The following is a 21,241-nucleotide window of genomic DNA, read 5'->3' as shown; positions in this document are numbered from 1 at the left end:
GGGGCCGGGCGGCCGGTGAGGGCCGGGCTCCGGCCGGTTCGCGTCACTTTAGTGCAACGGTCGCCGCGGTCAACGAACCGCCCCGCGTGCGGTGCGCCCCTCTCCACCGGAACCCGCGAAAGCCGCGAATCACCCGTACGGGCCCCTCCTGCCACCCCTGTGGATTAGCTCACAACAAAGTCGGTTGACCTTCTTTGTCCCTCCTCACCCAATGCCTGCACCAGCTGTGACCACTAACGTCGTATCCATGACGACTTCCGCATCCGTGCCCGCCGAGTCCGCACACAAGGCTTCCGGCGGAGGCACTGTCACCGACCGACTGGTCGAGGCGAACCGTGCCTACTCCTCGGACTTCACCGATCCGGGAATGGACGCGCGCCCCGTCCTCCAGGTGGCGATCGTCGCCTGCATGGACGCCCGCCTCGACCTGCACAAGGCCCTCGGCCTGGAGCTCGGCGACTGTCACACGATCCGCAACGCGGGCGGCGTGGTCACCGACGACACCATCCGCTCCCTCACGATCAGCCAGCGCGCCCTCGGCACCCGCTCGGTGATACTCATCCACCACACCGGATGCGGCCTCGAACGTCTGACCGAGGACTTCCGGCACGAGCTGGAGGACGAGGTCGGCCAGCGCCCCTCCTGGGCCGTCGAGGCGTTCCGGGACGTGGACCAGGACGTTCGCCAGTCCATGCAGCGCGTCCGCACGAACCCCTTCCTGCCCCACCGCGACGATGTGCGAGGCTTCGTCTTCGACGTGCACACCGGGCTCCTGCGGGAGATCGATCCCAGCTCTTGAGTGACACAAGGCCGTAACGCCGTCAACAATGCGGGGAGGCGCCACCCGGGACCCCCCGGGCCGGTGTCCGCGTTTTGGGGTGGGCCGGTCATGCGCCAAGGGCGTCGGCCCTGGATTTGGGCCGAGGAGTACCAAGGTGACGACGTATGACGACCGAGCGAGCCTCGCGGATCTGACGAGCACGGCGGAGCGGGTGCGCCACTCGGTCGAGAGCGTGATCGAGGGCAAGCCCGAGGTCGTCCGCCTCGCGCTGACCGTGCTCCTCGCCGAGGGGCACCTGCTGATCGAGGACGTTCCCGGCGTCGGCAAGACGATGCTCGCCAAGACGCTCGCCAAGTCCATCGACTGCTCGGTGCAGCGCATCCAGTTCACGCCGGACCTGCTGCCCTCCGACATCACCGGCGTCAGCATCTACGACCAGCAGCGCCGCGAGTTCGAGTTCAAGCCCGGCGCGATCTTCGCGCAGATCGTCATCGGCGACGAGATCAACCGCGCCTCCCCCAAGACCCAGTCCGCGCTGCTGGAGTCGATGGAGGAGCGCCAGGTCACCATCGACGGCACCACCTACACGCTGCCGAGCCCCTTCATGGTCGTCGCCACCCAGAACCCGGTGGAGATGGAGGGCACCTACCCCCTCCCCGAGGCCCAGCGCGACCGCTTCATGGCCCGCGTCTCCGTCGGCTACCCCGGCCCCGACGCCGAACTGCAGATGCTCGACGTGCACGGCGGGCTCTCCCCGCTCGACGACCTGACGGCCGTCGCGCACGCCCACGAGATCATCAAGCTCATCGAGGCCGTCCGCGAGGTGTACGTCGCCGAGCCCGTCAAGCGGTACGTCGTCGACCTGGTCTCCGCGACCCGCAGCCACCCCGACCTGCGCCTGGGCGCCTCGCCCCGCGCCACCCTGCACCTGCTGCGCGCCGTGAAGGCCTCCGCCGCGCTCTCCGGCCGGGACTACGTCCTGCCCGACGACGTCCAGGCCCTCGCCGCACCGGTCCTCGCGCACCGCCTGCTGCCCACGGCGCAGGCCCAGCTGAACCGGCGCACCGCCGAGCAGGTCGTAGCCGACATCCTGCAGCGCACCCCCGTACCGGCCGCGCACCCCCGCGGCGAGATGCCGCCCGGCGCCGGCATCCGGAGCTTCTGATGAGCACCGGTGCCCCGAGCGGCGCCGGTGGCGAGGACGGCGGAGGCGGGCTGCGCGCGTCGCTGTCCGGGCTGACCACCCGCGGCCGCTCGTTCCTGGCCGCCGGGATCGCCGCGGCCGCGTGTGCCTACGTACTGGGCCAGGGCGAACTGCTGCGGGTCGGCCTGCTGCTCACCGCCCTGCCGCTGATCTGCGTCATCGCCCTGCACCGCACCCGCCACCGGGTCTCCGGCAGCCGCCGGCTGACCCCGGGACGGGTGCCCGCGGGCGCCGAGGCCCGGGTCCAGCTGCGCATGGACAACGTGTCCCGCATGCCCACCGGCCTGCTGATGCTCCAGGACCGGGTGCCCTACGTACTGGGCCCGCGCCCGCGGTTCGTCCTGGACCGGGTGGAGCCCGGCGGGCGCCGGGAGGTGTCCTACCGGGTCCGCTCCGACCTGCGCGGCCGCTACCCGCTGGGCCCGCTCCAGCTGCGCCTGACCGACCCCTTCGGACTGGTCGAGCTGACCCGCTCCTTCAGCACGTACGACACCCTCACCGTCATCCCCCGCACCGAGCCCCTGCCACCGGTCCGGCTGGCGGGCGACTCCTCGGGCTACGGCGACGGCAGCCGCCGCTCCCTGGCCCTGGCCGGCGACGACGACGTGATCCCGCGCACCTACCGGCGCGGCGACGACCTGCGCCGGGTGCACTGGCGCTCCACCGCCCGCTACGGCGAGCTGATGGTGCGCCGCGAGGAGCAGCCGCAGCGCAGCCGGGCCACCGTCCTGCTGGACACCCGCGCCATCGCCTTCGAGGGCGCCGGACCCGACTCCGCCTTCGAGTGGGCCGTGTCCGCGGCCGCCTCCACCCTGGTGCACCTGCTGGAGCAGGGCTTCTCGGTGCGGCTGCTCACCGACACCGGGACCTCGGTGCCCGGCGAGGGAGCCGGCGGCTTCTCCTCCGGCGGCCACGAGTCCGCGGAGGCGGCCGGACTGATGATGGACACCCTCGCGGTGATCGGGCACTCCGACGGCGCTGGGATCTCCCGCGCCAACGACGCGGTGCGCGGCGCCGGCCAGGGCGGCGGCGGCTTCGGCGGCGACGGCCTCCTCATCGCCTTCTTCGGGGACCTGGACGACGTACAGACCGAGCTGGCGGCCAAGATGCGCCAACGTGCCGGGGGCGCGGTGGCCTTCGTGCTGGACTCGGCGACCTGGGCCGGTGAGCCCGCGCTCACGCAGGACCTGCCCTCGGTCGAGGAGCGGCTGCGCAGGCTGCGCGACGCGGGCTGGACAGCGGTGGCCGTCCCGCCCGGGGCGGCCTTCGGCGAGTTGTGGCGACAGGCCGGGGCCGCTCCCCTCGGCACGGGAACCTCCGGAGGACGCGGATGAGCGGGCGGGCGAGACTGACGCTGTTCGCGGCACTGGCGACACTGCTCACCTCGTGGTCCCTGACCCCGCTGGTGCAGTCGTCGGGCTGGCTGCTCCAGGCGGCGCTGCTGCTGGCCGTGCAGAGCGCGGTGGGGGCCGGGGCCCGGCGGGTGGCGCCGGCCCGGTCGCTGACCGTGGCCGCGCAGGCCCTGGTGTCACTGCTGCTGCTCATGTTCCTGTTCCTGGGCAAGGGCGAGTCGACCGGCCAGGGGCCCTTCGCCTACCTGGTCACGGACTTCGGGGCGCTGTTCGCCCGGGGCGCGCAGGACGTGGGCGAGTTCGCGATCCCCGCCCCGCTGACGGACGGCATCCGACTGCTCCTGCTGTCCGGAGTGCTGCTGATCGGGCTGCTGGTGGACGCTCTGGCGGTCACCGCGCGTACGGCCGCGGCGGCCGGACTGCCGCTGCTCGCGCTGTACTCGGTGGCCGCGGGCCTGTCGGGCGGCGGCAACGCCTCCTGGTTCTCCTTCCTGCTGGCGGGCTGCGGCTACCTGCTGATGCTGCTGGCCGAGGGCCGCGACCGGCTCGCCCAGTGGGGCCGGGTCTTCGGCGCGGCTCCCCGCGACCGGGACTCGGCCTCCTCCGGCCTGGGCGGCGGTGCGGGCGGGCAGGCGACGGCCCCGGTACGGACCGGGCGGCGGATCGGCGCGGTGGCCCTGGGCGTCGCCTTGGCGGTGCCGGCGGCGCTGCCCGCACTCGGCGGCGGGCTGCTGGGCGCGCGGGGCGAGGACGGCGGCAACGGTGCGGGCGGGACGATCTCGGCCGTCAACCCGCTGGTGTCGCTGCAGAGCAGCCTGAACGCGCAGGACAACCGCGTCGTGCTGAAGTACCGCACCGACAGCCCCCAGCAGAGCGACCAGTACCTGCGGATCCTGGCGCTCGACGAGTTCAACGGGGTCAAGTGGGAGGCATCCGGGCGGGCGCTGACCGACGTCCCCGAGCAACTGCCGAAGCCTCCCGGGCTGAACGCGGCGATCCGGGCGAACGCGACCGAGGTGCGTACCAGCGTCTCGGCGGCGGAAAGCTACACCCAGCGGTACCTGCCGATGCCGTACCCGGCGACGCAGGTGGACATCGGCGGGAAGTGGCGGTTCGAGCCGGAGGGTCGGACCCTGGTCGGCGACCAGCTGGGGAAGGACAGGTTCCAGAGCGTCCAGGGCGCGCAGTACACCGTACGGAGCCTGCTGCTGAAGCCCACGGCCCAGCAGCTCTCCAAGGCCCCGGAACCGGACAAGACCATCCTGGCCGAGTACACCAAGCTGCCGGACAACCTGCCGCCGGTCGTCGCCGAGACGGCCCGCCAGGTGACGCAGGGGTCGAAGGACAACTACACGCGGGCGGTCAGGCTCCAGGACTACTTCGCGGTGACCGGCGGCTTCCGCTACAACACGAAGACCGCCTCGGGCACCGGTTCGGAGGCGGTGGCGAGGTTCCTCGCCGAGAAGGAGGGCTTCTGCGTCCACTTCGCGTTCTCGATGGCGGCGATGTCCCGCTCGCTGGGGATCCCGGCGCGGGTGGCCGTGGGCTTCACTCCCGGCGAGAAGCAGGCGGACGGCAGCGTGAACGTCTCGATGCGGGACGCGCACGCCTGGCCCGAGCTGTACTTCGAGGGCGTGGGCTGGACCCGGTTCGAGCCGACGCCCCGGTCGGGCATCACGACGCCGGACTACTCCCGGTCGCAGACGCAGCCGACCCAGCCGTCCGCGCCGGCGCCGCTGCCGTCGGCGAGCACGCCCGCGCCTTCCGCCGCCCCGTCGAAGGCGGACGACTGCCCGCCGGACATGAAGAAGCTCGGCGAGTGCGGTGCGGCCGCGGCGGCGCAGCGCTCGTCGGGTGGCGGCGGACCGTCGGCGACGACGGTCGCGCTGTGGGCGGTGGCCGCGCTGACGGTGCTGGGCCTGCCGCTGCTGCCGCTGCTGTGGCGGACCAGGCTGCGGGCGCGCCGGCTGGGCTCGGGTGACGCACTGGAGGCCTGGCGGGAGTTGGGTGACGCGGCGTGGGACGTGGGCGTGCCGCCGGACGAGGCGCTGTCCCCGCGCCGGGCCGCGGCGCGCGTGATGGAGCTGGGCCGGCTGGGGCCGGACGCGGCGGCCGCCGTGCACCGGGTGGCGGGCGCGGTGGAACGCTCCCTGTACGCGCCGCCGGGCGCGGAGGTCTCGTACCCGGGCCTGGCGTCCGACGTCCTGCTGGCCCGTGCGGGCCTCCTGTCGGCGGTGACCCGCCGATCGCGCCTGCGCGCGCTCCTGCTCCCCCGCTCGGCGGCCCGTCTCTCCTGGGCGGTGTCGCGCCGCTGGGCCGCCGTGACCTCGACGGTGTCGGCTCGCCTGGCCGCGGTGCGGCTACGCCTCCCGCTCCGGGGCCGCGGCTGAGGGGGCCGGGGGCGTGCCCTGCGCTGCATGTCCCCTACCCGCCCTTCCACCGTTCCCCGGGGCTCCGCCCCAGACCCCGTCCTCAAACTCCCCCAGCTACCGCTGGGAGGTGCCCCCTGGACGGGCTGGACAGTGCCCCTGCGGCCTGTCCAGCCCGTCCGGCGGACGACGGCAGCGAAATCAAGCCCCTCCGGCGTTTGAGGAGCGGGGTGCGGGGCGGAGCCCCGGATCTTTGAGCCGCACCGGACAGGCGGCTGCGCGGCATCCGGCCACCCGCGGGAACGCGACGGCGCGGCCAGGCTCGATCCCCCCGAGCCCGGCCGCGCCGTCGCTTCACCCCCGTTGCCGGACGGGGAGTCCCGACCCGCTCCGCAGCCCCGTGTCGGCGGTGCGGGCCGGTCTCCCGTCCGGTGTCCCCAGTCTGGCGTCCGCGCAGGTGGGGGCCCATCCGCGCGGCTACTCATATCCGCGTCTAGGTACGGATACTCAGTCGCCGCGGCGGGGCCCCACCAGTTGTACGGGCTCCGCGCCCCGCGCGGACACCGCCGACCGGGGGGTCAGTGGCCGCTCACCCGCCCCCGCAGCAGCAGCGACAGCGCGGAGTGGACGTCGTCCAGGGACCGCTCGCGCTGGAAGGACTGCCAGTCCAGCGCCGCCACCAGCACCATCCCGACCAGCGCCGCCGCCGTCAGCGGCACGTCGATCTCCGCGCTCAGCTCACCCCGCTCGACGCCCTCCGCCAGCACCTTCTCCACGACGGCCACCGCCTCCTGGCGGACCACCATCAGCGTGGACTGCCAGGTCCGGTTGGTCCGCCACAGCTCGGCGACGTACAGCTGCGTGAAGGCCGGGTAGCGGTCGATGAAGACGAGACCGGCCCGGATCATGGCGTCGAGCGCCTCGACCCGGGTCCCGCCCCGCGCCTCGGTGGTCTCGGCGGCCTCCCGCAGGGACGCGGTCAGCAGTCCGACGCCGTGCCGCAGCAGCTCCTCGAAGAGGTCGTTCTTGCTGGCGAAGTTGTAGTAGACGGTGCCCTTCGCCACGCCCGCCCGCTCGGCGATCTCCTCGACCGTGGTCGCCGAGAACCCCTGCTCCGCGATGAGCGTCACGGCCGCCTCGTAGAGCTTCTGCCGCGTGGCCTGCCGTCGGCCGCCCGCGCTGGTACCGGTGGTGCTGCCGGTGCTGCTTTCCATGGCGCTGATTCTCACAGGTCAACCGCTCCCTACAGGCTCAGTTCCGGGTGCAGCCGGTCCATGGTCCACACCTGCTTGCCGCGCGCGGCCAGCGCGGTGAGCGCGAGGGCGCCCACCGTGAAGGCGAGCAGGACCCCGCAGCCCTGCCAGACCGCGGTGAGCGGCCCGCCGCTGATCAGGTGGCGCAGGCTCTCGACGATGTACGACATCGGCAGGTACGGGTGGATCGCGTTGAAGAAGCCGGGGCTGGTCTGCACCGGGTAGGTGCCGCCCGCCGAGGTCAGCTGGAGCATCAGCACGGCGAGGACGAGGATCCGCCCGGCCGCGCCGAACTTGGCGTTGAGCCACTGCACGATCGCCGCGAAGCAGCCCGTGACCAGCATCAGGAAGCCGATGGTGAGCGCCGGGTGGGCCATCTCCAGGCCGAGTCCGAAGTGGAGTACGGACATCAGCGCGCCCACCTGCGCCGCGCCGAGGCCCGCCACGGGCAGCCAGCCGGCCAGGGCGATCCGCCAGGGCGAGGCGCCGGCGGCCAGGGCCCGCTTGTTGAGCGGGGCGATCAGCATGTAGGCGACCATCGCGCCGACCCAGAGGGAGAGCGGGATGAAGTAGGGGGCGAAGCCGGTGCCGTAGTTGGGCGCCTTGTGCAGGGACTGGTTGGCGAGCCGGACGGGGTCGGCCATGACCTCGGTCCGGGCGTCGCGCTGCCGGTCGTCGTAGTCGGGGATCTTGTCGACGCCCTCGTGGAGGCCGCCGGCGAGTTCGCCGGTGCCGTCGACGAGCTTGTACATGCCGCCGCTGAGGCTGTGCGCGCCGTCGCCGATCTTGCCGACTCCCTCGCCGATGGCCGCGGAGCCGTCGGTGGCCTTGCCCAGGCCCGCGTGGAGCTGGCCCATGCCGGTGGCGACCTTGTGGGCGCCGTCGTTGAGGGCCTTGACGTCGGCGACGGCCTGGTCGAGCTTGCCGGCGAGGCCGGGGGCGCCCGCGGCCAGCTTGCGGGCCTGCTTCTCCAGGTCGGTGAGCTGCCTGCGCAGGGCGGCCAGGTCTCCGCCGGAGTCCTTGACGAGGGTGTCGACGTCTCCGGTGAGCCGGGCGGCCTCCGCGGTGGCGTCCTTCAGCTTCTTCATGTCGGCGCACGCGGCGGGCAGCGGCTTGGGGGCCGAACCGGTGCAGGTGCGGGCGTAGGTGTCGGCGGCCAGGGCCGCGGCCTGCTTGCTGACCCTGGCGGCGGCCGGGGCCTTCTTGCCGAAGGTTTCGAGGTGGTTGTTGACGACCTGGGCGGTGTCCGCCACGAGCAGGGCCGTGTCGGCGAGCTGCTTGGGGTTGTCGAGGTAGGGGCGGACCTGGGAGGCGGTGCCGCCCACCTTGTCCGCGACCTGCTGGGTGCCGGCGGCGATGTCCTTGGTACCGGTCTCCAGCTTGGCCGCCGCCGAGTTGAGCTTCTTCAGCCCGCCGGTCAGTTCGCCGTTCTTCTCCTCGACGGTGTCGAGGCCGGCCGCGATCTCCTTGGCGCCCTCCTGGGCCTTGCCCGCGCCGTCCTTGAGCTTGTCGGCGCCGTCGGCGGCCTCGGCGGTCTTGTCGTGCAGGTCGGAGAAGGAGACGAAGATCTTGTCGAGGAAGCCTCGGGAGGCGTTGGTGGACGCCGCCGAGCGGACCTCGGAGAAGACGGTCCGTGAGATCGAGCCGACGATGTAGTTGTTGGCGTCGTTGGTGCGGACCTGGAGGGCCCCGGTGGTGGGGTCCTGGCCGGAGCTGGAGGCGATCTTCCGGCTGAAGTCCGCGGGCATGGTGAGGGACAGGTAGTACGTCCCGTTCTCCAGGCCCTTGGCGGCCTCCTCGGCGCTGACCTCGCGCCAGTCGAAGGTCTTGCTGTTGTGGAGCTTCTTGGTGATCTCGCCGCCGGCGTCGATGTGCTTGCCGTCGACGGTGGCGCCCTGGTCGGAGTTGACGAGGGCGACGGGCACCTTGTCGAGGCGGCTGTACGGGTCCCAGAAGGACCAGAGGTACAGGGCTCCGTAGAGCAGCGGCAGCAGGAGCAGCGCGACGAGAGCGGCCCGGGGCAGCTTCCCCCGCCCGAACCGCTTCAGCTCAAGCGCGGCCAGCTTCGGCGAGCGCATCGTCCGCCCCCTTCGTGTCTTCGTTGTCTGTGTCGGTGCCGGTCCCGGCATCGGTGTCGGCGGCCTGGTCCGGGCCGGCGGCGGCGCTCTTCGCGGGGGCTCCCCACGTGATCTTTCCGGCGCCGGCGGTGCGCCCGTCCCTCGGCACGGCCTGCGGTTCCGACGCGGCGGTCCGCAGGACCACCGCGTCGGCGGGGGCCTCGCTGCAGACCGCGAGGACGGTGGTGCCCGCGGCGGCGATCCGGCGGAGCATGGCCCAGGCCTCTTCGCGTTCGGCGTCCGAGAGCTTGAGGTCGAGGTCGTCCAGGGCCAGCAGCCGCGGCTCGCCCAGCAGGGCGATGGCCACCGACAGCCGTACGGACTCCAGTCGTTCCAGGTCCCGTACGGAGGTGCGCGCGCCCTTCGGCAGCGTGTCGAGGTCGAGTCCGGCGGCGGCGAGCGCGGCGTCGATGCGGGCGGCGGTCGCGGCGCCGCGCTCGTCGCGGGGGCGCAGCAGGGCGCGGACGGATCCCTCGTAGCGGCGCTGGAGCAGGGCGCCCTCGCGCAGTTGCTCGGCGACGGTGAGGGCCTGGTCGAGCTCGTTGACCCCGGTGACCGGGCCGAGGGCGGCGGTCTTGCGGACCGCGGTCATCCGCTTCGGCAGCCGGTGGCCGCCGATCTCGGCGTGGCCCTCGGTGGCCTTCATCCGTCCGGTGAGGGCGAGGAGCAGGCAGGTGCGGCCGCTGCCGGAGGGGCCTTCGACCGCGATGAGCGAGCCGGGCGCCGCGTCGATGCCGATTCCCCGGAAGGCCCAGCCGCGCGGGCCCTTGAGTCCGAAGTTCTCGGCTTTGACGGCCGCGCCGTGCGGGCTGTCCACGCCGTCCCCCTTCTTTTTGAACTGACCGGTCAGTTCAAAAACTAGCACCTCTTTCCGCACCAAGTGCGCAGGAGGGGGTAGTTGCCCTGCCGGTGGTCGCAAAACCGCAGGTCAGCGCGATTGTCAGTGGCGCCCGTCACGATGGGGACAAGGCAGCAACACACGTGCAAGGCATCGACAGGAGGTTCGTCATGGCCACACCGTCCCCGTCCCCTGTCCATCCCGTCCCGCGCAAGTCGACGGCCGATCCGGCCGCGCTCGACCTGCTCGAAAAGGCCCGCGCCGGCCTGGCCGAGGCGGCGCGGCTGACCCGGTCCAACGAGCGGTACGCCACCGCCCACCTGGCCGCGCTGCGCACCGCCGCGGCCGTGCTCGCCGCGCGCGGGCGGCCGGAACCGGTCAACCCGCGGCGGCGGCCCCGGATCCGCAGCGCGTGGGAGGTGCTCCCGGAGATAGCGCCGGAGCTCGCGGAGTGGAGCGCGCTCTTCGCCTCCGGCGCGGCGCGCCGGGCCCGGGCCGAGGCGGGGATAGCGGGCGCGGCGAGCCCCCGGGAGGCGGACGATCTGGTGCGCGCCGCCTCGATGTTCCTGCGCCTCGTGGAACGGATGCTGGCCCTGCGGCCGCCGGCGCAGACCCTCCCCGGGCCCTTGCCGGGACCTCGTCCGGAGCGTCCGGACGCGGGATGAGCTGCCGGGCTGCGCAAGGCAATAGGGTGGGACCGGGTGGGGCACTGACGGCCCACCCGATTCCCTAGCGCGCCGAGGAGCCATCAGCCGTGTCGGACAATTCCCGCCCCCGCGCCTCCCTTCGCACCGCCGTGGTGTGGGAGGTCCTCAAGGAGGCTCTCGACCGCCGGGTGAAGGCGACCGGGCGGGATGTGCTGGACGTGCTCGACACCGGTGGCGGTACCGGCAAGTTCGCGGTGCCGGTGGCCCTCCTGGGCCACCGGGTCACCGTGGTCGACCCCAGTCCGAACGCGCTGTTCGGGCTGGAGCGCCGGGTCTCCGAGGCCGGGCTGTCCGACCTGGTCCGCGGCGTCCAGGGCGACGCCCAGGGCCTGTTGGAGGTCGTCGAGCAGGGCGCGTACGACGTGGTGCTCTGCCACGGCGTGCTGGAGTACGTGGACGACCCGGCCGAGGGCGTGGCCAACGCGGTGGCCGCCCTGCGCCCCGGTGGCACGCTCAGCCTGCTGGCCGCCGGTCTCGGCGGGGCCGTGCTCGCCCGCGCGCTGGCCGGCCACTTCACGGAGGCCCGCACCGCCCTCACCGACCCGGCCGGCCGCTGGGGCTCAGGCGACCCGGTGCCGCGCCGCTTCACCGCCGAACAGCTTTCCGAGCTGGTCGGCGGGGCCGGTCTGGAGGTCGGCGCGGTCCACGGCGTACGGATCTTCGCCGACCTCGTCCCGGGCGTCCTGGTGGACACCGAGCCGGGCGCGGTCGAGGCCCTGCTCCGCCTGGAGGAGGCCGCCGCGGAGCTCCCCGCCTTCCACGCCGTCGCCACTCAGCTGCACGTGCTGGGCGAGAAGCAGGGCTGATCAGCGATCTTCCTCGCATGGAGTCGGCCACACACCCTCCGCCACGACGCTCGGCCCCGTATGATCGAGTGACCGAACGGCATGGCGGACGGATCATTGGGGAACAATCGCCTCAGTGGCCGCTCACAAGGCCGGACGGATACGCAGTTCTTTCCGGCACTGCTTTTTTAGGAACGTGGCGTAGAGGGCGGGTATCACGGGGGCGGTTCCCCGCCTATCCTGAAGGGGACCCCTGGTCGCTACCCCCCGCGACCGACGGATGAGGAGGACTCCCGTGCCGCTCTCGGAGCACGAGCAGCGAATGCTCGAGCAGATGGAGCGAGCGCTGTACGCCGAAGATCCCAAGTTCGCGACAGCGCTTGAGGGAAGCGGACTGCGTACGTACACCCGGCGACGGGTCTACCAGGCAGTCGCAGGCATTGTGGTGGGTATCGCGCTCCTCATGACCGGTGTGATCATTCCGAACGTGCTCTGGATCAGCGTGGTGGGTTTCCTCGTCATGCTGGGATGCACGGTTCTCGTGGTCACCGGTTGGCGCAAGGCCCCCAAGCCTGGCGAGCAGCCCGTCTCCGGCAGTACAGGCGGTTCGGCCCACGGCCGGAACCGCCGGCGTCGGTCGATGATGACCCGCATCGAGGAACGGTGGCAGCGCCGCCGTGACGAGCAGGGGCACTAGCACCACCGGCCCCGGAACCAACGTGAACGAGGGGACGGCCACCGCCCGGTGGCCGTCCCCTCGCCGTTGTGCCACCCGTCACCTCCGCGCTCCCCGATTCCGCACGCGATCCACACCCGTTCGGCCCCCGACTGCGGCATGATGATCGCGTGAATGTGCTCCCTCTGGTCTTCACCAGCGGCTGGGCCAGTGGGATCAACGCATACGCCGTGGTCCTCCTGCTCGGCATCTTCGGCAAGACCGGCATGACCGACGAGGTCCCCGCCTCCCTGCAACGCACCGACGTGCTGATCGTCGCCGGCGTGCTGTTCCTGTGCGAGGCGGTCGCCGACAAGATCCCGTACGTGGACTCGATATGGGACTCGGTCCACACCGTGATCCGTCCCCTGACCGGTGCGGTGTTGGGAGCCCTGCTGGCCGGTCAGAGCGGTTCGCTCTCCGACATCACCGCCGGCGTCATCGGCGGCTCCACCGCGCTGGCCAGCCATTTCATCAAGGCCGGCACCCGGATGGCGATCAACACCTCGCCCGAGCCGTTCAGCAACATCGTGGTGAGCACGGCCGAGGACCTCGGCGTGGCCGGCATCGTCACCTTCGCGATCTTCCACCCGGGGGCCGCCGCGATCATCGCGGCCGTGATACTGGCCGCCGGCCTGGCCCTGCTGATCTTCCTATGGAGCCGGATCCGCCGCTTCCTACGCAGGCGCGCCCAGCGCCGCGAGGAGAAGCGCCTGGGTCCCGGAGCCCGTGAGACCGCCGGGGCCCCGCCGTACCGCTGACGGGGCTCGATAGGCTCGGCGGCATGGCACGAATTGCGGTGATCGGCGCCGGGATGGGCGCGATGGCGACGGCGGCCCGGCTGGCCGTGGCAGGGCACCGGGTGACGGTGTACGAGCGGGGGACCACCTACGGCGGAGCGCTCGGCAGGTACGAGCGCGACGGCTTCGCCTTCGACACCGGCCCCGGACTGCTGCACCTGCCCGCCGTCTACCGCGACCTGTTCGTGAAGACCGGCAAGCGGTCCCTGGAGGACTGCGTGGACACGGTCCAGGTGGACCCCGCCGTCCGGCACGTCCTCCCCCACCACGGCATCGACGTCACCCTGCCGGGCGCTTCGCGCGGCGGGGTCGCCGCCGCCCTCGACACCGCCTTCGGCCCGGGTGCGGGCGAACGCTGGAACGCCGTGCTGGGCCGTGCCCGGGACGTCTGGGACGCCACGCGCCGCCCGCTCCTGGAGGAGCCGCTGCGCACGGGCGAGGCCCGGCGGGCCCTGGGCGGCGACCCCTACCCCGCCCTGCGCCGGAGCGGCCTGCTGCGCCGCCGCACCCCGACCCTCGCCGAGGTGGCCGACCGGGAGCTGGGCGGCGCGCTCGGGGAACTGCTGACGGGCCTGGTCCGCTCGTACGGGCTCGACCCCGCCACCGCGCCCGCCTCCGCGGCCGTGCTCCCGTACATGGAGCAGACCTTCGGCAGCTGGTACGTGCGCGGCGGGATGCGGGCGCTGGCCACCGCCGTGTACGAGCGCTGCCTGGAACGGAACGTCGCCTTCGTCTTCGGCGCGGAGGTGCGCGAGGTGCTCGCGCCCGCCGGCCGGGCGTCCGGGCTGCTGCTGGCCGACGGCACCGAGGTGGAGGCCGATTCCGTGGTCTGCGGGATCGACCCGCGGCAGCTGCCGGCCCGGTCCCTGCCCTGGCCCCGGGAGGCGGTGCCCGCCCGCGGGGAGGGCGTGCCGAGCCGGGTCACCCTGCTGCTCGCGCTGCGCGGGGCCCGACCGGCCGACGCCGCCCACCGCACGCTGGTCCACTCCCTTGGCGCGGACGTCACCGTGATGCGCCCCGACGACCCCGCCACCCGGCCCGACGCGGACCACGAGGCGGTCACCGTGAGCGCCGTGTGCGGCCCCCGGGTCCCCGGGGACGGAGAACTCCTGGAACTCGCCGAGAAGGCCGTTCCAGGGCTGCGGGAGCGCCTGCTGTGGCAGGAGGTGCGCACCCCTGCCGACATCGAGGCGGCCACGGGCGCGGCCGGCGGCTCGGTGCCGGCGCCCGCCCTCGCGGGGGCCGGGGGCCGGCTGCTCTACCCGGCCAATGCCACGGCCGTGCCCGGCCTGTACCTGGCGGGCGGCTGGGCGCACCCGGGCGGTGGGCTGCCGCACGCCGGGATGACCGGGGCCCTGGTGGCCGGGCTGATCGTGGAGGGCGCGGAGTTCCGCGGCTCCCAGTAGGCCACTGGGCCGCGCTGTCCGTCAGTAGCGGTACTGCTCGTACTCGCCGGTGCCCTGGGAGGGGTACGGGTAGCCCTGCTGCTGGTCCTCCGCCGGGTACGGCTGCCCGTACGCGTCGGTGGTCCGCTGCTGCGGGACCCAGACCCCACCGGGCGGCGTGTCCATGGAGTACTGCTGCTGCGTCTGGTCGCCGTACGGGGCGTAGCCGGCGGCGTACGGGTCCACGCCGGGCGGCACCGACCCGCCGGTGCCGATGTACGGGTCCGAGTAGGCGGCGTACACCTGCTGCTCGCCCCCCGCATAGCCGTTGGAGTAGTCGTAGCCGCCCTGGCCGCCCTGGGACTGCGAGGGGTCGTAGTACGCGGCGTACTGGTGGGCGTCCTGCTCGGCCGTGGTGAACGGCGAGGCGAAGGCCGCCGTCTGCGCGGCGTCGTGGGCGGGCGCGAAGCTCTGGATCCCGTAGGACCCGGTGTCCTCGGGCACCGGCTCCGGGCTGTAGACCTCCGGGGCCTCGGGCCGGTCCTGGCTGTCGCCCCGGCCGTCGCCCTGACCCTCGTACTCCAGGCCGGTGACCTCGAGGGAGGGTTCCTGCTTCACCGGAGCGCCGGAGCGGCGCCGCCTGGTCTGCCGTACGGGTTCCCCGCCGCGGCGCAGCGCCCAGCCGGCCTCGAACCCCTTGCGGAAGGAGAGCGTGACGAGGGTCTGGCCCAAGGCGAACATGGCCGCGCCCGCGCCGATGACCAGCACCGACGGCAGCACCACCCCGGCGACCACGCCGAGGAACCCTGCGAAGGCGAGCAGGCGCCAGCGGAGCCGGGCCTTGTACTGCATCAGGACCTCGGCGAGCAACCACAGCGCGACGATGCCGAACGCGATGTAGAGGACCGTCATTCCCATGCGTGGCCCCTCTCGGTACGGCCGCCCATGGCGTACGGCCGATCAGGCCCGCTGGTGCAGGCCCAGGTTCTCGTAGATTTCGAGAGTCGCCGTGGAATTGTTCAGCGTGATGAAGTGCAGTCCCGGTACACCCTCGGACAGCAGCCGCGCGCAGAACCCCGTGGCGAACTCGATGCCAATGGAGCGTACAGCGGCCGCGTCGTCCTTGACCGCGAGCATGCGCTCTTTCACGTCCGCAGGGAAGACCGCGTTGCTGAGTTGGGGCAGTCGGTCGAGCTGCTTGATGCCCACAACAGGCATGATCTCGGGGATGATCGGGGTCTCGCAGCCCGCCTTTTCGACGCTGTCGCGCAGCCGCAGATAATTCTCCGGGTCGAAGAACATCTGGGTGATGGCGTAGTCGGCGCCGGCGCGGCACTTGTCCACGAAGTGCCGGATGTCCGTGTCCCAGTCCACCGAACGCGGGTGCATCTCGGGGAAGGCCGCGACGCCGACGCAGAAGTCCCCCGACTCCTTGACGAGTCGGACGAGGTCCGCGGCGTAGTGCACGCCCTCGGGGTGCGCCACCCACTCGCCCATCGGGTCGCCCGGCGGGTCTCCGCGCAGGACGAGCATGTTGCGGATGCCGGCGTCGGCGAACTGGCCGATGACGTGGCGCAGCTCGGCGATCGAGTGGTCGACCGCCGTGAGGTGCGCGACGGGGGTCAGGGTGGTGTCCGAGGCGATCTGCTCGGTGGCCCGGACGGTGCCGCCGCGGGTGGAGCCGCCGGCTCCGTAGGTCACGGAGACGAAGCTGGGGGCCACCGCCTCGACCCGGCGCAGCGCGTTCCAGAGGTTGCGTTCGCCCTTCTCGGTCTTCGGAGCCCAGAACTCGAAGGAGTACGAGCGCCCGGACGCGAGAAGGTCGCGGACCGTGTGTGCACGGTCCGACCAGGTGGAAGCGGTACCAAAGGCCATACGGGCAGGTTAGACGCGGCTCGGCACAGCCCGAAGTGGTGTCCGTCTTTTGGACACCTTTTTGGACACCCCGCGACGGCTACCCCAGGCGGGCCCGTACGCGCTTGGCCAGCTCGGCGGCGGCCGCGCCCGGGTCGGAGGCCTCCGTGATGGCGCGGACGACCACCACGCGGGTGGCTCCGGCGTCCAGCACCTCGTCCAGGTTCGAGGCGTCGATGCCGCCGATGGCGAACCAGGGCCGGTCCTGCTCCAGCGAGGCCGCGTACCGGACGAGCCCGAGGCCCGGGGCGTAGCGGCCGGGCTTGGTGGGGGTGGGCCAGCAGGGGCCGGTGCAGAAGTAGTCCACGCCGGGCTCGGCGACGGCCGCGTCGACCTCGGACTCCGCGTGGCAGGAACGGCCGATCAGCACGCCTTCGCCGAGGATGGCGCGGGCGGCGGGGACGGGGATGTCGCCCTGGCCGAGGTGCAGGACGTCGGAGCCGATGGCGTGGGCGACGTCGGCTCGGTCGTTCACGGCGAGGAGCTTGCCGTGACGGCGGGCGGCGTCGGCGAACACCCGGAGGTGCTCGAGCTCCTCTCCGGCCTCCATGCCCTTGTCCCGGAGCTGGACGATGTCCACGCCTCCGGCGAGCACGGCGTCCAGGAACTCGGGGAGGTCACCCTGCTTCTTCCGGGCGTCCGTGCACAGGTAGAGCCGGGCGTCGGACAGCTGCTGCATGGGTGTACCCCCCGTGATGGAGCGCGGTGTACGGGCGCGGGGCCCGCACACCGCGGTGGTTCAGATGGATCGGATGGATCTGCCGAATCGGTCGGATGGGCCGGATGGGCCGGATCGGCTGAATCGGCTCAGAGGGCGAGCGCCTGAGCCCGGCGCTTGACCTCCGTGCCGCGATTCTCGCTCAGCGCCTGCGCGGGGGTGCCGGGCAGGGTCGGATCCGGGGTGAACATCCACTCCAGGATCTCCTCGTCGGAGAAGCCGTCGTCGCGGAGCACCGTCAGCAGGCCGACCAGGCCCTTGACGACCTTGTCGCCGTCGATGAAGGGCGCGGGCACCTGGAGGGAGCGGTTCTCGCCGCGGCGCACGGCGACCAGCTGACCTTCCTTGACCATCTGGCGGACCCGGGTCACCTCGATGTCGAGCATCTCCGCGATGTCGGGGAGGTACAGCCAGGAGGGGACAAGGGCATCGATCTTTGCGTCAATCTCGGTCACACCCCAAGCCTGCCATCTCGGCTCCGCCGCCGGTACCTGACCCACCCCGTCCGGGTACCCAGGGCCCGACCCGGGCCCCGCGCCTCAAACGCCGGCGGGGCTGGATTTCCCAGCCCGTCCGGCGTTTGAGGACCGGGGTCCGGGGCGGAGCCCCCGGAAACGGAGAAAGGGCGGGGCGGGGAGCGGCTCCGCGCTGCGACCCCCACCCCCCGCCCGGCCGGTCACACGGCTAGGCGGTGGCCGACTTCAGCGCAACCCCGGGGTCGGAGACCTTCGCGGGATCCACCGGCACCCCCGTCTCGATCAGCCGCCGCCCCTGCGCAAGATCCCGCGGCCTCCCCACCGCGAGCACCGCGACCAGCGCCCCGCCCCGCAGCCAGCACACCGACCACGCCGCCCCGGCCGGGTCACCGCGCCACAGCAGCTCGTCCGCCCCGCCGTGGTGCCCGGCGTACTGCACGAAGCGCCCGAACTGCTCCGACCAGAAGTACGGGACCGGGTCGTACACCTCACCCGTCTCACCGCCACCCGCCAGGATGTTCGCCGCGACCGCCCTCGGCCCCTGCAGCGCGTTGTCCCAGTGGTGCACCAGCAGCCGCGCCCCGTAGCGCCCCGAGGGGAACGACGCGCAATCGCCGACCGCGTAGACCCCCGGCAGGGAGGTACGCAGGTACTCGTCGGCCGTGACCGACCCGTCCGCCCCGAGTTCCACCCCGGTCCCGGCCAGCCACCCGGTGGCGGGGCGCGCCCCGATGCCCACCACGACCGCCCCGGCCGGCAGCTCACGGCCGTCGGCCAGCAGCACCCGGCCCGCCTCGACCCCGGCGACCCTCGCCCCGGTGACCAGTTCGGCGCCGGCCTCCGCGTACCAGCGCCCCATCGGCGCGGCGACCTCCTCGGGCAGCGCGCCCGCCAGCACCCGGTCGGCGGCCTCGACCACCGTCACCGCGCAGCCCGCCTCCCGGGCCGCGGTGGCGAACTCGGCGCCGATCCAGCCCGCCCCGACGACCACGACCGAGGAGGCCTCGGCCAGGACCGGCCGCAGCCGGGCCGCGTCGTCGAGGGTGCGCAGCAGGTGCACGCCCGGGACGCCGTCGGTACCCGGCAGGGTCAGCGGCTCGGCTCCGGTGGCCAGCACGAGGACCTCGTACGGGACCGGTCCCGCCTCGGTGTCCAGTTCCCGTTCGGCGGCACGCAGCCCCGTGACCTCGGTGCCGAGCCTGAGCTCGATGCCGAGCCCCTCGAAGTCCACGTCGAAGGCGGAGTCCTCGGCCTTGCCGAGCAGGACCGCCTTGGAGAGCGGGGGCCGGTCGTAGGGCTGGTGCGGTTCGGCGCCCAGCAGGGTCACGGGGCCGGTGTAACCCTGCTCCCGCAGGGCCACCGCGGTCTGCACACCGGCCATTCCGGCGCCGACGATCACGACGCCGCTCTGATTCTTCTCCGTCTGATCACTCACCCGGACACCCTAATCATCTGACGATCCGTCAGGAATAGGTGCCGCCTTACCCGCCGTCGACGGCCGGGTTAGTCTGGCCACTGTACCTATCGCGGGAGTCCGGCGCACCGGGCTGAGAGGGAGGCTGGACGGCCTCCGACCGTACGAACCTGATCCGGGTCATGCCGGCGAAGGGAGGGGCTGGACGCCCATGCATTCATCTCGGAACCGAACAGGACCCGAAACGGGATCCGACGTCCTCGTCATCGGCGGCGGCATCATCGGCCTGGTCACCGCCTGGCGGGCCGCCGAGCGCGGCCTGCGCACCGTGCTCGCCGACCCGGCCCCCGGCGGCGGCGCCGCCCAGGTCGCGGCCGGCATGCTCGCCCCCGTCACCGAACTGCACTACGGCGAGGAGTCCCTGCTGGGCCTCGGCCTCGCCTCCGCCGAGCGCTATCCGCAGTTCGCCGCCGAGCTCGCCGAAGCCTCCGGCGGCATGGACATCGGCTACCGCGCCTGCGGCACCCTCGCCGTCGCCCTCGACTCCGACGACCGCCTCCACCTGCGGGAACTCCACGCCCTGCAGCGCCGCTGCGGCCTGGAGTCCGAGTGGCTCACCGGCCGCGAGTGCCGCCGCCTGGAGCCCATGCTGGCCCCCGGGGTCCGCGGCGGCCTGCGCGTGGACGGCGACCACCAGGTCGACCCGCGCCGGCTCGCGGCCGCCCTGCTGGCAGCCTGCGAGCGGGCCGGGGTGATCATCCACCGGGCGAACGCGGAACGGCTCGTGGTCACCGCCGACCGCGCGGCCGGCGCCGTGCTCGACGACGGTACGGAGCTGCGCGCGGACCAGGTGGTCTTGGCCGCGGGCTCGCTCAGCTGCAAGCTGCCCGGCGTACCGCCGGAGGCGGCCGTACCCGTCCGGCCGGTCAAGGGCCAGGTCCTGCGGCTCTCCGTACCGCCGGCGTACGCGCCGTTCCTCTCCCGGACCGTTCGGGCCGTCGTACGCGGCAGCCACGTCTACCTGGTGCCGCGCGAGAACGGGGAACTCGTCCTCGGCGCCACCAGCGAGGAACTCGGCTGGGACACCACCGTCACCGCCGGAGGGGTCTACGAACTCCTCCGCGACGCCCACGAGCTCGTGCCCGGCATCACCGAACTCCCCCTGGTCGAGATCAAGGCAGGCCTGCGCCCCGGCTCCCCCGACAACGCCCCGCTGCTCGGCCCCACCGAGCTGCCGGGCCTGCACCTGGCCACCGGCCACTACCGCAACGGCGTCCTGCTCACCCCCCTCACCGGCGACGTACTCGCGGGGCTGCTGACCACCGGTGAACTCCCGCCGATCGCCCGCCCCTTCTCCCCCCGCCGGTTCTCCGCCGCACGTCAGGAGTCCTTCGCATGACCATCTCCGTCAACGGCGAGCCGCGCGAGATCGCGGCCGGCACCACGCTCGACTCGGTGGTCGCAACCCTGACCACCGCCCCCTCCGGCGTCGCCGCCGCCCTCAACGAGACCGTCGTCCCGCGCGGCCAGTGGCCAGCCACCGCGCTGGGCGACGGGGACCGCGTCGAGATCCTGACCGCGGTCCAGGGAGGCTGACGCACCATGGCAGACGACCTCTTCACCCTCGGCGACCGGACCTTCTCCTCCCGCCTGATCATGGGCACGGGCGGGGCCCCGAGCCTGGACGTCCTGGAGCGCGCCCTGGTCGCGTCCGGCACCGAACTCACCACGGTCGCGATGCGCCGCCTCGACCCGACGGTCCAGGGCTCCGTCCTCTCCGTCCTCTCGAAGCTCGACATCGCGGTCCTCCCCAACACCGCGGGCTGCTTCACGGCGGGCGAGGCCGTCCTGACGGCTCGCCTCGCACGGGAAGCGCTGGGCACCGACTGGATCAAGCTGGAGGTCGTCGCGGACGAGCGAACCCTCCTCCCGGACGGCATCGAGCTCCTCGACGCGGCCGAGATCCTGGTCGACGAGGGCTTCACCGTCCTCCCGTACACCAACGACGACCCGGTGCTGGCCCGCAAGCTGGAGGACGTGGGCTGCGCGGCGATCATGCCGCTCGGCTCCCCGATCGGCTCCGGCATGGGCATCCGCAACCCGCACAACTTCGAGCTGATCACCGAACGGGCGGGAGTCCCGGTCATCCTCGACGCCGGGGCCGGCACGGCCTCGGACGTGGCCCTCGCGATGGAACTCGGCTGCGCGGCGGTCATGCTCGCCTCGGCGGTGACGCGTGCGCAGGAGCCGGTCTTGATGGCGGCCGCCATGCGGGACGCCGTCTCGGCGGGCCGCCTCGCCCACCGCGCGGGCCGCATCCCCCAACGCCGCTTCGCGGAAGCCTCGTCCCCCACGGAGGGGCGGGCCGCCCTGGACCCGGAGCGGCCGGCGTTCTGAGGGGGTGGGGGCGGGG

Annotated in this window: 20 protein-coding genes and 1 riboswitch; of the genes, 12 read left to right on the top strand and 8 right to left on the bottom strand. The window is 73.1% G+C overall.

Annotated features, from left to right (window positions below; genetic code table 11):
• The first annotated feature begins 211 nt into the window (after positions 1 to 211).
• The 4 genes from ACIQ5Y_RS29640 to ACIQ5Y_RS29625 all read left to right on the top strand — a co-directional run bounded on the left by ACIQ5Y_RS29640 (position 212) and on the right by ACIQ5Y_RS29625 (position 5,727).
• Positions 212 to 799: a beta-class carbonic anhydrase gene (locus ACIQ5Y_RS29640; RefSeq protein ID WP_403887043.1), complete on the top strand. Its 588-nt coding sequence runs from the start codon at positions 212 to 214 to the stop codon at positions 797 to 799.
• 136 nt (positions 800 to 935) lie between these two features.
• On the top strand, positions 936 to 1,946 hold the full coding sequence (locus ACIQ5Y_RS29635) for an AAA family ATPase (RefSeq protein WP_403887041.1): 1,011 nt from the start codon (positions 936 to 938) through the stop codon (positions 1,944 to 1,946).
• A complete protein-coding gene (locus ACIQ5Y_RS29630) occupies positions 1,946 to 3,319 on the top strand; it encodes a DUF58 domain-containing protein (protein ID WP_403887038.1) in 1,374 nt (457 codons plus the stop codon). Before ACIQ5Y_RS29635 ends, ACIQ5Y_RS29630 begins: the two co-directional genes overlap by 1 nt.
• The gene (locus tag ACIQ5Y_RS29625; protein ID WP_403887035.1) at positions 3,316 to 5,727 is read left to right on the top strand and encodes a transglutaminaseTgpA domain-containing protein; all 2,412 of its coding nucleotides are present in this window, start codon (positions 3,316 to 3,318) and stop codon (positions 5,725 to 5,727) included. The genes ACIQ5Y_RS29630 and ACIQ5Y_RS29625 overlap by 4 nt, the downstream gene beginning before the upstream one ends.
• A 557-nt stretch (positions 5,728 to 6,284) precedes the next feature.
• On the opposite strand, the gene ACIQ5Y_RS29620 is transcribed toward ACIQ5Y_RS29625, so the two are convergent.
• The 3 genes from ACIQ5Y_RS29620 to ACIQ5Y_RS29610 are packed head-to-tail and all read right to left on the bottom strand — an operon-like array spanning position 6,285 to position 9,893.
• Entirely contained in the window at positions 6,285 to 6,935 is a 651-nt protein-coding gene (locus ACIQ5Y_RS29620) for a TetR/AcrR family transcriptional regulator (protein WP_403887032.1), read from the bottom strand.
• A gap of 14 nt (positions 6,936 to 6,949) precedes the next feature.
• Positions 6,950 to 9,037, bottom strand: a complete 2,088-nt coding sequence (locus ACIQ5Y_RS29615; RefSeq protein ID WP_403887029.1) for a YhgE/Pip family protein — start codon at positions 9,035 to 9,037, stop codon at positions 6,950 to 6,952.
• The gene (locus tag ACIQ5Y_RS29610; RefSeq protein ID WP_403887026.1) at positions 9,009 to 9,893 is read right to left on the bottom strand and encodes an ATP-binding cassette domain-containing protein; all 885 of its coding nucleotides are present in this window, start codon (positions 9,891 to 9,893) and stop codon (positions 9,009 to 9,011) included. The genes ACIQ5Y_RS29615 and ACIQ5Y_RS29610 overlap by 29 nt, the downstream gene beginning before the upstream one ends.
• A gap of 191 nt (positions 9,894 to 10,084) precedes the next feature.
• Here ACIQ5Y_RS29610 and ACIQ5Y_RS29605 point away from each other — a divergent pair, with 191 nt between their 5' ends.
• The 5 genes from ACIQ5Y_RS29605 (at position 10,085) to ACIQ5Y_RS29585 (ending at position 14,327) form a co-directional block, all read left to right on the top strand.
• Entirely contained in the window at positions 10,085 to 10,579 is a 495-nt protein-coding gene (locus ACIQ5Y_RS29605) for an SAV_6107 family HEPN domain-containing protein (RefSeq protein ID WP_403887023.1), read from the top strand.
• Positions 10,580 to 10,668: 89 nt separating this feature from the next.
• Positions 10,669 to 11,427 (top strand): methyltransferase, encoded by a 759-nt coding sequence (locus tag ACIQ5Y_RS29600; RefSeq protein WP_403887020.1) that lies wholly within the window; start codon positions 10,669 to 10,671, stop codon positions 11,425 to 11,427.
• Between the two features lie 274 nt (positions 11,428 to 11,701).
• Positions 11,702 to 12,103, top strand: coding sequence for a DUF3040 domain-containing protein (locus ACIQ5Y_RS29595; RefSeq protein ID WP_403887017.1), 402 nt, complete (start codon positions 11,702 to 11,704; stop codon positions 12,101 to 12,103).
• 149 nt (positions 12,104 to 12,252) lie between these two features.
• Positions 12,253 to 12,882, top strand: a complete 630-nt coding sequence (locus ACIQ5Y_RS29590) for a DUF4126 domain-containing protein (RefSeq protein ID WP_403887014.1) — start codon at positions 12,253 to 12,255, stop codon at positions 12,880 to 12,882.
• Positions 12,883 to 12,905: 23 nt separating this feature from the next.
• Complete coding sequence (locus ACIQ5Y_RS29585; protein ID WP_403887011.1) at positions 12,906 to 14,327, top strand: phytoene desaturase family protein; 1,422 nt, start codon at positions 12,906 to 12,908, stop codon at positions 14,325 to 14,327.
• A 21-nt stretch (positions 14,328 to 14,348) separates the two neighbouring features.
• Here the strand turns inward: ACIQ5Y_RS29585 and ACIQ5Y_RS29580 are convergent, their stop codons facing one another.
• The 5 genes from ACIQ5Y_RS29580 to ACIQ5Y_RS29560 form a co-directional block, all read right to left on the bottom strand.
• Entirely contained in the window at positions 14,349 to 15,224 is an 876-nt protein-coding gene (locus tag ACIQ5Y_RS29580) for a hypothetical protein (protein ID WP_403887008.1), read from the bottom strand.
• A 42-nt stretch (positions 15,225 to 15,266) separates the two neighbouring features.
• Entirely contained in the window at positions 15,267 to 16,181 is a 915-nt protein-coding gene (metF, locus tag ACIQ5Y_RS29575) for a methylenetetrahydrofolate reductase [NAD(P)H] (protein WP_403887006.1), read from the bottom strand.
• Between the two features lie 79 nt (positions 16,182 to 16,260).
• Positions 16,261 to 16,899 (bottom strand): thiamine phosphate synthase, encoded by a 639-nt coding sequence (gene thiE / locus ACIQ5Y_RS29570; protein ID WP_403887003.1) that lies wholly within the window; start codon positions 16,897 to 16,899, stop codon positions 16,261 to 16,263.
• Between the two features lie 128 nt (positions 16,900 to 17,027).
• Positions 17,028 to 17,393 (bottom strand): Rv2175c family DNA-binding protein, encoded by a 366-nt coding sequence (locus ACIQ5Y_RS29565; RefSeq protein WP_384593954.1) that lies wholly within the window; start codon positions 17,391 to 17,393, stop codon positions 17,028 to 17,030.
• 229 nt (positions 17,394 to 17,622) lie between these two features.
• Positions 17,623 to 18,849 (bottom strand): NAD(P)/FAD-dependent oxidoreductase, encoded by a 1,227-nt coding sequence (locus ACIQ5Y_RS29560; RefSeq protein ID WP_403886999.1) that lies wholly within the window; start codon positions 18,847 to 18,849, stop codon positions 17,623 to 17,625.
• A gap of 81 nt (positions 18,850 to 18,930) precedes the next feature.
• A riboswitch (TPP riboswitch) is annotated at positions 18,931 to 19,042 on the top strand.
• Here ACIQ5Y_RS29560 and thiO point away from each other — a divergent pair.
• From thiO to ACIQ5Y_RS29545, 3 genes are all read left to right on the top strand, one after another.
• Complete coding sequence (thiO, locus tag ACIQ5Y_RS29555) at positions 19,040 to 20,227, top strand: glycine oxidase ThiO (RefSeq protein ID WP_403886996.1); 1,188 nt, start codon at positions 19,040 to 19,042, stop codon at positions 20,225 to 20,227. It overlaps the preceding riboswitch by 3 nt.
• The gene (gene thiS / locus ACIQ5Y_RS29550) at positions 20,224 to 20,424 is read left to right on the top strand and encodes a sulfur carrier protein ThiS (protein ID WP_376659461.1); all 201 of its coding nucleotides are present in this window, start codon (positions 20,224 to 20,226) and stop codon (positions 20,422 to 20,424) included. The genes thiO and thiS overlap by 4 nt, the downstream gene beginning before the upstream one ends.
• 6 nt (positions 20,425 to 20,430) lie before the next feature.
• Positions 20,431 to 21,225 carry a thiazole synthase gene (locus ACIQ5Y_RS29545; protein WP_403886993.1) on the top strand — a complete coding sequence of 265 codons (795 nt, stop codon included), beginning with the start codon at positions 20,431 to 20,433 and terminating at the stop codon, positions 21,223 to 21,225.
• Positions 21,226 to 21,241: the final 16 nt, after the last annotated feature.

The organism is Streptomyces sp. NPDC096339, from assembly GCF_044762985.1.
Taxonomy (GTDB): Bacteria; Actinomycetota; Actinomycetes; order Streptomycetales; family Streptomycetaceae; genus Streptomyces.
The sequence above is the reverse complement of the archived record's forward strand: the minus strand, read 5'-3'. Positions and strand labels throughout refer to the sequence as shown.